Source organism: Saccharibacillus sacchari (genome assembly GCF_037722395.1).
Lineage (GTDB): Bacteria > Bacillota > Bacilli > Paenibacillales > Paenibacillaceae > Saccharibacillus > Saccharibacillus sacchari_A.
Genome location: NZ_JBBKAR010000008.1, coordinates 15,976 through 28,344 on the forward strand (window position 1 = coordinate 15,976; position 12,369 = coordinate 28,344).

12 protein-coding genes are annotated in these 12,369 nt (G+C 53.7%); 11 read left to right on the forward strand and 1 reads right to left on the reverse strand.

From position 1 onward, the window contains the following. Positions 1–92: 92 nt before the first annotated feature. From rnmV to WKI47_RS03580, 10 genes are all read left to right on the forward strand, one after another. A complete protein-coding gene (gene rnmV, locus WKI47_RS03535; protein WP_340225815.1) occupies positions 93–638 on the forward strand; it encodes a ribonuclease M5 in 546 nt (181 codons plus the stop codon). Positions 639–642: 4 nt separating this feature from the next. Beyond that, positions 643–1,527 carry a 16S rRNA (adenine(1518)-N(6)/adenine(1519)-N(6))-dimethyltransferase RsmA gene (gene rsmA / locus WKI47_RS03540; protein WP_340225816.1) on the forward strand — a complete coding sequence of 295 codons (885 nt, stop codon included), beginning with the start codon at positions 643–645 and terminating at the stop codon, positions 1,525–1,527. Between the two features lie 242 nt (positions 1,528–1,769). Continuing rightward, complete coding sequence (locus WKI47_RS03545; RefSeq protein WP_340225817.1) at positions 1,770–2,048, forward strand: Veg family protein; 279 nt, start codon at positions 1,770–1,772, stop codon at positions 2,046–2,048. A 167-nt stretch (positions 2,049–2,215) separates the two neighbouring features. Further along, positions 2,216–3,070 (forward strand): 4-(cytidine 5'-diphospho)-2-C-methyl-D-erythritol kinase, encoded by an 855-nt coding sequence (gene ispE, locus WKI47_RS03550; protein ID WP_340225818.1) that lies wholly within the window; start codon positions 2,216–2,218, stop codon positions 3,068–3,070. Between the two features lie 173 nt (positions 3,071–3,243). Further along, positions 3,244–3,933, forward strand: coding sequence for a TetR/AcrR family transcriptional regulator (locus WKI47_RS03555; RefSeq protein ID WP_340225819.1), 690 nt, complete (start codon positions 3,244–3,246; stop codon positions 3,931–3,933). After that, positions 3,930–6,524 (forward strand): PEP/pyruvate-binding domain-containing protein, encoded by a 2,595-nt coding sequence (locus WKI47_RS03560; protein ID WP_340225820.1) that lies wholly within the window; start codon positions 3,930–3,932, stop codon positions 6,522–6,524. The genes WKI47_RS03555 and WKI47_RS03560 overlap by 4 nt, the downstream gene beginning before the upstream one ends. A 562-nt stretch (positions 6,525–7,086) precedes the next feature. Further along, on the forward strand, positions 7,087–7,914 hold the full coding sequence (purR, locus tag WKI47_RS03565) for a pur operon repressor (RefSeq protein ID WP_340225821.1): 828 nt from the start codon (positions 7,087–7,089) through the stop codon (positions 7,912–7,914). 311 nt (positions 7,915–8,225) lie between these two features. Beyond that, positions 8,226–8,522 carry a septation regulator SpoVG gene (spoVG, locus tag WKI47_RS03570; protein ID WP_037286039.1) on the forward strand — a complete coding sequence of 99 codons (297 nt, stop codon included), beginning with the start codon at positions 8,226–8,228 and terminating at the stop codon, positions 8,520–8,522. Positions 8,523–8,828: 306 nt separating this feature from the next. Continuing rightward, positions 8,829–10,220 (forward strand): bifunctional UDP-N-acetylglucosamine diphosphorylase/glucosamine-1-phosphate N-acetyltransferase GlmU, encoded by a 1,392-nt coding sequence (glmU, locus tag WKI47_RS03575; RefSeq protein ID WP_425355427.1) that lies wholly within the window; start codon positions 8,829–8,831, stop codon positions 10,218–10,220. A gap of 174 nt (positions 10,221–10,394) precedes the next feature. Further along, positions 10,395–11,345 (forward strand): ribose-phosphate diphosphokinase, encoded by a 951-nt coding sequence (locus WKI47_RS03580; RefSeq protein WP_037286036.1) that lies wholly within the window; start codon positions 10,395–10,397, stop codon positions 11,343–11,345. Between the two features lie 112 nt (positions 11,346–11,457). Here the strand turns inward: WKI47_RS03580 and WKI47_RS03585 are convergent, their stop codons facing one another. Then, entirely contained in the window at positions 11,458–11,658 is a 201-nt protein-coding gene (locus WKI47_RS03585) for a hypothetical protein (RefSeq protein ID WP_340225823.1), read from the reverse strand. Between the two features lie 137 nt (positions 11,659–11,795). Between WKI47_RS03585 and pth the strand changes: the two genes are divergently transcribed. Further along, positions 11,796–12,356, forward strand: coding sequence for an aminoacyl-tRNA hydrolase (gene pth / locus WKI47_RS03590; protein ID WP_340225824.1), 561 nt, complete (start codon positions 11,796–11,798; stop codon positions 12,354–12,356). Positions 12,357–12,369 lie beyond the last annotated feature (13 nt).

Sequence of the window (12,369 nt, forward strand, 5' to 3'; positions counted from 1 at the left end):
TATAATCAACGATATTGAAGCAGGATCGAAATCAAAGAAGGGGAAACTACGTTGACCCTTCTTTTTGTTATGAGGGGCAAAGGAGATAACCCATGATTAAAGAAGTGATTGTCGTGGAGGGCCGCGACGATACCGTGGCAGTTAAGCGTGCGGTCGAGGCAGACACGATCGAGACAGGCGGGTCCGCAATAGGAGCTGCGGTGATTCGCCGTGTTCAACTGGCGATGGAACGACGAGGCGTGATCATTTTGACGGACCCCGACTTTGCAGGCGAGCGAATTCGGAAGATCGTGGCGCAGAAGGTTCCCGGCTGCAAGCATGCGTTTATCCCCGAAGCGGACGCGACGCGCAAAGGCGATATCGGTGTGGAAAACGCATCCCCCGAAGCGATCCGTTTCGCTTTGGAACGCGTGCATACGGAAATGCCGGGTAAGGACAGCATGATCGACTGGCAGGACCTGATCGAAGCCGGACTGATCGTGCATCAAAGCGCCGCTGCGCGCCGTATGGCGATGGGGAATTTGCTGGGAATCGGTTATTGCAACGGCAAGCAGTTCTATAACCGGCTACGGATGTTCCAAATCACGCCGCAAGAGTTCGCTGACGCGCTGGCCCAAATCGAAAACGAAGGATCGTGAGTTCATGAACGAAAAAGAAAGTATTGCTTCGCCGAAGCGAACCAAAGAAATTATCGAAAAACACCGTTTTTCATTCAAAAAAAGTCTCGGTCAGAACTTTCTGATCGATCAAAATATTCTGGGCAAAATCGTAGCCGCCGCCGATCTCGATCCAACCAAGGGAGCGCTTGAGATCGGACCCGGTATCGGCGCATTGACGGAAAAGCTTGCGCTCGGCGCGGGAGAGGTAGCCGCAGTCGAGATCGACCGCCGCCTGATTCCGATCCTGAAGGACGTGCTAAGCCCGTACGGCAACGTGACCGTACGCGAGGCTGACGTGCTTAAAGTTGATCTGAAGGCACTGTTCGACGAAGTGTTCGTTCGCAGCGGGAAGGTTAGCGTAGTCGCCAACCTTCCCTACTATGTGACGACGCCTATCCTTATGAAGCTGCTTGAAGAGAAACTGCCGCTGGAGAACATCGTGGTCATGATCCAAAAAGAAGTGGCGGAGCGCATGTCGGCTTCTCCCGGAGGCAAAGAATACGGAAGCCTTAGCATTGCCGTGCAGTATTACAGCGAGCCGGAATTGGTCTGCATTGTGCCGCGTACGGTATTCATTCCGCAGCCGAATGTCGAGTCGGCGGTGATTCGGTTGAAGGTACGGGATAAGCCTCCGGTCGAAGTGGCGGACGAGGAGCATTTCTTTACCCTTGTGCAGGCTTCGTTTACCCAACGTCGTAAAACGATCGCCAATAACCTCCGTGCGCGTTATTTCTCGCAAGAAGGACGGGAACGTATGGAAGGGCTGCTGCATGAAGCGGGAATCGAACCTTCGCGCCGGGCCGAAACAGTGTCGATGGAGGAGTACGCACGCCTAAGCAGCATTTTCCTTCGCGAAGGACTTCGTTAAGAACAGTATTCAGCCGTTGTAAGAGGGGCGTGACGCAATGACGGAGGAGCGTCCCAGGACACGATACAGAGCGCGAATTGCAGCCAAGATTCGCGTATCGAATGAGGGCGGGAGAGAAGGCTGTTTTTCCAAAAAAATCCCCGTTGACATCTTCAAAATATTACTGATATAATGAAATATTTGATTGACATTAACCTCTCAAAATGTTACAATAGAATGTATGAGAGAGGTGGTTGAGAAGAATGGCAAATCAAACGCTATCGGATATCAAACGCAGTCTCGAAGCTCATGTAGGACACCGAGTCATGCTTCGTGCCAATGGAGGACGACGCAAGACGGTTGAGCAAACAGGAGTCCTCGAAGGAACATACCCGGCGGTATTTACCGTCATGCTTGAAGAAGAGGCCGAACATGCTTCGGGTCGAGTATCTTATAGCTATGCCGATGTTTTGACAGAGACGGTTGAGCTTTCGCTAATGGAAGACGATTCGGAGATTCCGATCGCTTACGCCGGCGCCTGATTCACACGTTATTTTTGAAAGGCGGCCTTCGCATTTGTGAAGGCCGCCTTTGTTTGTGTGCAAGGTGTCGATTAATAGACTTCGTGTTCGATTTTGCATATAATAACCTAAGTTCTTTCGGAGAGAGATACCGGGATGCCGGTGACTATGCAGGGGCGGTGGAAAGTTTGTTCATTTACGAAAAGGCGCCAGCGAAGATTAACCTGATGCTGGATGTTTTACATAAACGCAACGATGGCTTTCACGAAGTAGAGATGGTGATGACGATGGTGGATCTGGCCGACCGGCTGACGCTCCACGATCCGGGTACAAGCCGAATCTCGTTGTCCAGCCAATCGGGGTATATTCCGCTTGACGATAAAAACCTGGCGGTGCGCGCGGCACGTCTGTTGCGTCAGCGCTTTGGGGTCAATCGCGGCGTGCATATGCATCTTGAGAAACGTATTCCTGTTGCTGCCGGATTGGCTGGAGGCAGTAGCGATGCGGCGGCAGCTTTGCGCGGACTGAATCGGTTGTGGGAGCTGGGGCTGTCTACGGCGGAATTGGAGGAGCTGGGCGCAGAGATCGGCTCCGACGTTCCGTTTTGCGTACGTGGAGGCACAGCGCTTGCGACAGGGCGCGGAGAGAAGCTCGAAGCGCTCGCGAGTCCGCCGCGCTGTTGGGTCGTACTGGCAAAGCCGCCGATCAACGTCTCGACAGCGGATGTGTACGGCAACCTCAGGGCAGCGGAGATTGCGGTTCATCCTTCGGCGTCGGGCATGAGAGCGGCACTGGAGGCAGGTTCGTTCGAAGCGGTCTGCGACGGCCTGGGAAATGTGCTGGAGGATGTGACGCTGAAGCTGTATCCGGGCGTAGCCCGGCTGAAGCAGGTCATGGAGAATCTGGGCGCCGACGGCGTGCTGATGTCCGGAAGCGGGCCGACGGTATTCGGGCTGGTGAGCAAGGAAGAGAAGGCGAAGCGGATTTGTAATGGGTTAAGAGGCTTTTGCGAGGAAGTTTATGCGGTACGGACGTTGGGCTAGAGGAAAGCGAGATTGTTCCGGTCGGACTGCCGAGTTGAGATTGGACCCCTGTTTGTACAAACAGGGGTCTTTGATGTTTTTAAAACTCGTACTGGGGATAGGCTAATTCGCATTCCCAAACGGAGCCGGCTTTTATTTTTGTTTGACAGGCGAAAGAAGGCATTTTATATTCAATGTATAAATTATTCATCGAATTGGGGTTGAGCTTGCTGAATACGTCTAAAAACAAACGGAACTACGAAAGTCCTGTTCGCAAGCAGCAGCAGGAGATGACCGGTCAAGCGATTATGGAAGCGGTCGAGCAGCTCGTGTTGGAAGGGCGGATTCATAATTTCACGATCCACGAAGTCGCGGACCGGGCCAATGTGTCGTACGGATCGGTGTATCGGCATTATGCTTCGCGGGAAGCTTTGCTGGAAGGATTGCGGCTGTGGTGGCTGGATCGCCACATGGGACAGATTCCGGCTTACAGCGGCACGCTGGACGGGCTGCCGGCATGGATCGGGAACATGATTCCGGAAGTGTATCCTTTGCTCCCCAAAATCCGTGCGCTGCTGTTGATCGTGTCGGCGCTTCGGCTTAACGTCAAACATTCCAGCACTGGCGACCGGGACGAATGGATTCGGGCGTTGGTGGATCAAGAAGCGCCGGGCGAGGAGAAAGCCGATCTGAGACAAGCTTCTTACGTGAACATTCGCCAATTGCTGAGCATGAACACATGGGTCGATATGCAGGAGCGTTACGGGCTGGACGAACAAGCTTTGATCCGTACGCTGCAAACAGGCTTGCGCGCTCAGATCGCCTTTTTGCAAACAGAAGCTTCAAGCTTGGCGCGTTCCGAAAAAGAGGAGGAGTCCCGATGAACGAGACGAACGACGGCTTGCTTGTTGAAAGTTTGAACGAAGAAGGCCCGCGTCTGCTGATCGGATTGTCGGAACAAGCTTGCGCCGATACCGATCTTGCGGGCGGCAAAGCGTCGAATCTGGCAAAACTGCTGCAAGCCGGGTTTCCGGTGCCGGAAGGCTTTGTCGTCACGACGCTTGCGCACGCGGCGTATATGCCGCATTTGCCGGATAAGGCAAGCATCGAGCGGGTGCGGGAACATCTGCGTTCAATTCCTCTCGACACCGTATCGCAATATCGCTTGAGCAAGGCCGTAGAAAGGCTGGAAAGCCCGTTGCTGGCCGTTCGTTCGTCGGGAACCGCCGAAGATTCCCGCAGCGCTTCGTTTGCCGGACAATACGATACCTTTTTGCAAGTGGAAGGATCGCAGCAGGTCGAGCTTGCCGTCCGAAAATGCTGGGCTTCCGCGCTCGGCGATCATTTGCTGCATTACCGCGAACAGCAGCAGGTACAAGCGGGCGCGATGGCCGTGCTGATTCAGCCTATGCTGGCGCCGGACGCGGCGGGCGTCGCGTTTACGGCGAATCCGGTCAACGGAGATCGTTCCGAAACCGTCGTCAGCGCGGTGCGCGGACTCGGAGAGCGGCTGGTGTCGGGAACGGCGACGCCGGACGAATGGAGCGTGCGCGGGAACGAAGCGACAAACATGAGCGCGCCGGAACAAGCGGTGGATCGCGAGCAGGTTCTGCGTATCGCGGAATTGGCGAGAAAAACGGAAGCCTTTTTCGGACAACCGCAGGATATCGAATGGGCAATCTGCGGCGAGAAGTTATATCTGTTGCAAGCCCGTCCGATCACGACGCTGGACAGGCTGGATTCGGCGACTTCGCAGCAAGAACCGCGTTTTTCGGAAGCGGTGTCCGAAGTGCCGATCTTGATTCCCGACGGATATTGGGAAAGGGAAGCTTCCCATTATCCCGATCCGTTGTCGCCCGCGACGCGCAGCACCTTTATACCGGCCATGAACCATGCGATGCGGCTGATGTGCAGTCAGATGTCGCTGATGATCGAGACGCTGGAGCAGCGCCCGATCGGCGGATGGATGTACCAGCGAACCGTACCGCTGGGAGGCAAAGACCGCGCGGCGCCGCCCGACTGGTTAATGCCGGTTCTGATCCGCGTCGTGCCTTCGATCCGGTCGAGAATCGCGGGAGCGGTACAGGCTGTCCGGCAGGATGTGGGCGGCCATACATTGGCGAGTTGGGAACGGGAATGGAAGCCGGATTTGATTCGTCGCACGGAAGCGTTGGCGTCGGTTGACTTGCAAGCGTTATCGAATCGGGAGTTGAAGACTCATCTCGGGGAAACGAAGGAATTCCTGAACGTTTGTCTCGATCGGCATATGTTGATGAACGGAGCGCTTCAGCTTGCGTTGGCCGAATTTGCTTTTATGTGCCGCGATCGGTTCGGTTGGGGAGATTCGGAGACGATGGAGTGCTTCGAAGGGTTGTCGGTCGCCTCAAGCGCGCCTGCCCGCGAGATGTCCGGACTGGCTCGCCGGGTACATGCCGTGCCGGATCTGTATCGTCGGTTGGAAGCCGGCGCGCCGCTGTCCGAGCTGCGGGAACTGGATCGGGAGTTCGCAAACGAGCTGGATGCTTATCTTCGCTTGTTCGGCAACCGCGCGCTGCGCTCCGAATTGGCATACCCGACCCTGTCGGAATCGCCGGAACTGTTGGTGCAACTCCTGCGAAGCCAGACGCGAGACGAGTACGATTCCGAACGGAAATCCGGCCTGCATGCACAACGGCGCGGAGAACGTCTGGCAATAGCGGCAAACGAGTTGGGAAAATGTTCCGAACCCGATCGGCGGCGCTTCAATCATTTGCTGGCCCGTGCGGAAACGGCATACGCCGTTCGCGAAGAGCACGGATTTTACGACCGCGACGCGCCGTTCGCTTTGCTTCGTTACGCGTTGCTCGAAGCCGGACGGCGTTTTGCGGAACAGAGACGGTTGGATCGGCAAAGCGACGTATTTTTGCTGGAGTTCGACGAAACGCAAACCGCTTTGGAAAACGAAGTTGCCGTTATCCGCGATACAGCCGAACGTCGGCAAAGCGAGATGAATTGGACACGATTGCATCTCGGACCGGCCAGCTACGGCGACATCCCGCCGCCTCCGCCTTCTTTCGCGTCGTTTCCGGCCGAAGCGCGTTTGTCCGCCGAAGCGGCGATCTGGGCGATCGAACGCATTTTCGCGACCGACCAAAGCGGGCAAGCGCAAACCGACCCTTCCCGTATCCGCGGCATTTCCGCTTCGGCCGGACCGTATACCGGAACGGTACGGATCGTACGAGACGAATCGGAATTCGGCAAAATACGCAAAGGCGACGTGCTCGTCTGCCCGATCACCACGCCGGCATGGTCCGTGTTGTTTCCGAGCATCGGCGCGCTGGTAACCGACTCCGGCGGGATTTTGTCCCATTCGGCGATCATCGCGAGAGAGTACGGCATTCCTTCCGTCGTAGCGACCGGGAACGCGACGGAGTTGCTGCGGGACGGGCAAGTCGTGGTCGTGGACGGAGCGCGCGGGATTGTGGAAACGCGGTAAGGTTTACGAGAGAAGAAGCAAGGAAAACAGCGGAAATTAAGGGAATGGAACATGGCTTGATTTGAATTTTAAAAAAGTGTGCAAAACGTCAGCAATTTAGCGGATTTTGCTTCTTTTGTTTCGGAATGTTGACGTTTGGTTCAGATTTTCTACAGATCTCGTTGAAAATCGGGTTACTGCGTAAGATTTGTTGATGTTTTATCAGTATTTTCAAAAAAGGGCTACGAAATGCTAAGAAATCTGTGCAAAAGATCAACAGTTTGCTGGGAGCACACGTTGTGTTCGCAGGATGTTCATCCAGAGCCAGGAGCCAAGCAGATCCCGCGAACTTGCAAAAAACTTAAGGGATAAGGTTTGCTGAAAAGCGTACCCATGTTTTATTAAATTCGATTAAAGCCGCTCGGGATTTTTGGTGTAAGAAAATTAGCCAGTTGGATCGTTCTGGCTAATTTTCTTTAATTGTACTCGCTTTTTGGATATTTTATAAATCATTCACTTGTACAATCACGTACAAAGATGTTATATTTTTTATAAAATATTCGGATTTAGCGAGGAAACCTTAGTGAAAAAATTAAAACGTAGTGCACGTTTGGTAGAGTTAACCCAGTTTTTATTGGCTAGACCGCATTCTTTGATTCCGTTGACCACGTTTGCGGAGCGGTACGGGGCGGCGAAGTCGTCGATCAGCGAGGATCTGGCGATTATCAAGGAAGTGTTCGAGGAAGAAGGCATGGGGGAATTACAGACATTGGCGGGAGCCGCGGGCGGTGTAAAGTATATTCCGCGCGTCTCGGAAGAGAAAGCGCTCGGCATTATCGAGAAGGTCTGCACCAAGCTGGAAGAGCCGGGGCGGATTTTGCCGGGCGGGTATCTGTACATGTCGGATCTGCTCGGACAGCCTCATCTGGTCAATGAGATCGGGGATATTTTTGCGACGATCTTTGGCGGCAAGAATATCGATGTGGTCATGACCGTGGAAACAAAAGGAATTCCAATCGCCTATGCAACGGGTGCCAAGCTGAATCTGCCTGTCGTATTGGTGCGTCGGGATCATCAGGTGACGGAAGGTTCGGCGGTTAGCATCAATTATGTATCGGGTTCGCACAAAAGCATCCATACGATGACATTGTCGCGCCGGGCGTTGAAAGAAAAGTCGCGTGTTCTGATCGTAGACGACTTTATGAAGGCAGGCGGAACGGTGCGGGGGATGATTGATCTGCTGGCTGAGTTCGATGCGGAGGTTGCAGGTGTCGGCGTATTGCTGGATTCCGGGTCCGTAGACTCGGAAGAGCGGCAAGTGGAAGAGTATGTGTCTTTGGTGACGCTGGAGACGGTGGATTCGAAGAATCGGGTGGTCGGCGTTAAGCCCGGCAATTATTTTGATCAATAAGCAATCGAAGCAGCGTTTTCCTATCGGGGAGGCGCTTTTTTATATAATTAGTGATTTGAATGCGTAGAAAAGTTTTTTCCTTCAAAATGAAGGTGAAAGGACGAAAACGTCTTCTAAAAATATGAAACCATTTCTTGATCAAAACGTATTGATAACGAGTTTCAGCGGAAAACGGCGTTATCTGTCGATTTCGTGAATAAAACCAAAAAAAATTCCGAAATTCCTGAATTTGTGGCCGCAAAAAGAAGGATTTTGGAAGCCGGTGTGGAATAATACACCAAGTCTTCTAATGATAAAGGTGGTGAACCTAAATGGAAATTACGGCTGTGAGACTCCGCCGCGTCAACTCCGAAGGTAGAATGAAGGCAATCGCTTCGATTACCATCGACGACGAGTTTGTTGTTCACGACATTCGGGTGATCGACGGAAATAACGGAATGTTTGTCGCAATGCCGAGCAAGCGTACACCGGACGGAGAGTTCCGGGATATCGCCCATCCGATTTCTTCCGGCACGCGGGAAAAAATCCAGGCTGCCGTTCTCGAAGAATACGAACGTGCTGGCGTGGAAGGCGCAGAAGTCGAAGAAGCGATCGAGGAAGGCGCGTAAGTTACACATAATCAGACGGAAGCAGGGAGCCGGGGGATTCGGTTCCCTTTTCTTTTTGCCGGGAATGCGATATATTCAGTATAGGTCATACTTATCAAGAAACCAGAAACGAAGCGTAAAGGTTGATTCGAAGGATGAAATTCGCATTTGTGAAGGTCGCGAACGAGTGTCGTGATCGGATGAATGACATAGACGTAGCAACAGACGCAGAAATAGCGGCCGAAGGGCCGAACCCATTATAACCGTCGCCTCTACAGGCAACGGTTATTTCCGGGTAAACAAAGAGGAGGCGGAGCATTGAAAAGGATGGCGATTGTTCTTGCCGCCGGCAAGGGCAAGCGAATGAAGTCGAAGCTGTACAAGGTGTTGCATCCGGTATGCGGCAAGCCGATGGTCGGGCATGTCGTGAATACCGTGCGCCTGACGAACAGTGAACGTACAGTAGTCATCGTGGGCCATGGTGCCGAAGACGTGCAAGCTTACCTGGGCGACCAGGCCGAGTATGCACTTCAGGCCGAGCAGCTGGGTACGGGTCATGCCGTGCAGCAGGCGGAAGAACTTCTGGGTAAAGAAGAAGGGACGACGATTTTGATCTGCGGCGATACGCCGCTTGTTCGCGCCGAGACGATTGAAGCCATGATCGCTCTGCACGAAGGCGAAGGCGCGGCAGCAACGATTCTGACTGCGGTTCCTGAAGACCCGACAGGACTTGGCCGCATCATTCGCGGCGAAGACGGAGGCGTGCTTCGAATTGTTGAGCAGAAAGACTGCACGCCTGAAGAAGCGGCCGTGAACGAGATCAATACCGGCACGTACTGCTTTGACAACCGCAAATTGTTCGACGCGCTGTCCCGGGTTACGAATAACAATGCTCAGGGCGAATACTACATCACCGACGTGATCGGTATCCTTCGCGGTGACGGCGAGAAGATCGCGGCCTATGCGACTCGGGATCTTGATGAGTCGATCGGCGTCAATGACCGCGTTGTGCTGTCTCAGGCTGAAGCGGCGATGCGCGAGCGTATCGTACGCGAGCATATGCTGGGCGGCGTTACCGTGATCGACCCTTCTTCCACCTACATCGGTGCTGACGTGACGATCGGTTCCGATACCGTGCTGTATCCGGGAACCGTCATTACGGGCCAAACGACGATTGGCGAAGACTGCAAGATCGGACCGAACAGCGAGATCGAGAACGCGGTGATCGGCAACGGCACGGCGGTATCGCATTCCGTCGTTCGCGATTCGAAAGTCGGCGATCATGTATCGGTCGGACCGTTCGCCCATCTGCGTCCGGGCGCAAGCTTGGCTGAAGGCGTAAAAGTAGGCAACTTCGTCGAAGTGAAAAATGCCGAAATCGGGCAGGATTCGAAAGTCTCCCACCTGAGCTATGTCGGCGACGCTAAGGTCGGCAGCCGTGTCAATATCGGCTGCGGTGCCATCACTGTCAATTACGACGGATTCAACAAATCGCTGACAGAGATCGAAGACGATGCCTTTGTCGGCAGCAATGTGAACCTGATTGCGCCGGTTCATGTCGGTCAAGGTGCTTATGTCGTAGCAGGTTCGACCATTACGAAGCAGGTCCCGGCAGGCGACCTGGCAATCGGCAGAGCCCGCCAGGAAAACAAGCCTGGCTATGCGGACAAGATCAAGGCTCGTGCCAAAGCGAAGAAGGAAGCAAGCAAAAAGCAATAACAATAAGCGGGCAGCCCGGGACCTTATCCAAGGCTAACCGCCGAATCAAGATACCAAGAACAAGCAGGCAAGGCTCCGCAACCTTGTATTGTAGGAGCCGTATCGTTATTCCCAGAGCCAGGGCGCTTGCAGCGCGCCCTACCACTAATGACCAGCACGGAGGGTTTACAAAACATGACTTATTGCGATTCAAAGCTGAAAATATTCACGTGCAATTCGAATCCCAAACTGGCGAATCAAATCGCCGACTACATCGGTATTCCGATGGGAGAATCGCACACGACGAGCTTTAGCGACGGTGAAATTCAGGTCAAATTGTCCGAGAGTGTCCGTGGCAGCCACGTGTACATCATTCAATCTACCTGTGCGCCCGTCAACGACAATCTGATGGAACTGCTGGTTATGGTTGATGCACTCAAGCGTGCTTCCGCAAAAAGTATCAATGTCGTGATTCCGTATTACGGATATGCGCGTCAAGACCGTAAAGCGCGTTCGCGCGATCCGATCACGGCGAAACTGGTCGCGAACCTGATCGAAAAAGCCGGTACGCATCGCGTTATCGCGATGGACTTGCACGCGATGCAGATCCAGGGCTTCTTCGATATTCCGGTCGACCATTTGCTCGGCGTGCCGATCCTGGCGCAATATTTCCGTTCGAAGCAGATTGAAAATCCGATTGTCGTTTCGCCGGACCATGGCGGCGTCGTACGGGCACGCAAATTGGCGGACCTGTTGAACGCTCCGCTCGCGATCATCGACAAACGCCGTCCGGAGCCGAACGTCAGCGAAGTCATGAATATTATCGGGAATATCGAAGGCAAGACCGCGATTCTGATCGACGACATCATCGACACGGCCGGCACGATCGTGCTGGGCGCTAACGCATTGGTCGAAGGCGGAGCGAAAGAAGTCTATGCCTGCTGCACGCACCCGGTTCTGTCCGGACCGGCTATGGACCGTTTGGAAAATTCGCCGCTGAAGGAAGTCATCGTGACCGATACCATTCCGATCACGCACCCGAATCCGACGAACAAATTGAAAGTGCTGTCCGTCGCTCCACTGCTGGGCGAAGCGATTATTCGCGTCCACGAGGAACTGTCGATCAGCAAGCTGTTTGAAATTTAAGTTTTTACATCGCGATAAAGCCCGCGGGTTACGCCTCCTTCCCGGAAGGAAGGAGGCGTAACCCTTCTCGGCGTGAACGTTTCCGTCATACCGATGCAGGCAGAGACAATATTCAGTATCCCGGACGGGAAAGAAAGACGTATCTGCCGCGATGATAGAGGGCTGGACCGATTTCGATAAAGCTTTCGTGAATGCCGGTGACCAGTCCGATATCGACCGGAACGTCTTGGTGATAGACCTCGACGGGAACGCCGGCGTTCATATGATCGTGGAAGTGGCGGTTGTCTTTGAGCAAGGCTCCGAATTCGTACATGTCGCTTTACAGCTCCTTTGCTGAACGTACTGGAAAAGCGCGCCGCGGCGTTACCGCGGTACATTGTGCTTTATCCCTATATTGTAACAAAAATACGCATCAGAACCATAACGATTGCAGGCGAGGAGTCATATCGGATGAAATGGATCGTTGGGCTGGGGAATCCCGGTAAAAATTACGAAAAAACGCGCCACAACGTCGGATTCATGGCGTTGGATCGCTTGGCGCAAAAGCATGGCATTTCGATTACGCAAAGCAAGTGCAAGGCGCTGGTCGGCGAAGGCTTCATCGGCCGCGAAAAAGTAGCGCTCATTAAGCCGATGACATTCATGAACTTGTCCGGCGAATCGGTGCGGGCTTATATGGACTATTACAAAGTCGAACTGAAAAATCTGATCGTGGTGTACGATGATCTGGATACGGAGGTGGGCCGGATTCGTTTGCGCTATCAAGGCAGTGCGGGAGGCCATAACGGCATCAAGTCGATTATTGCGCATACCGGCACCCAGACGTTTGACCGGGTACGTATGGGAATCTCCCGTCCGCAAAACGGCATGGCCGTCGTAGACTACGTACTGGCGCCGTTCACCAAGGCCGAGCAGCCGCTTTTGGATGAAATGATCGAAAAAACATGCGATTCCATCGAATATAGCCTGGATCATACGTTTGAACAAACGATGGCCCGGTTTAACGGATAGAAACAACACAAGC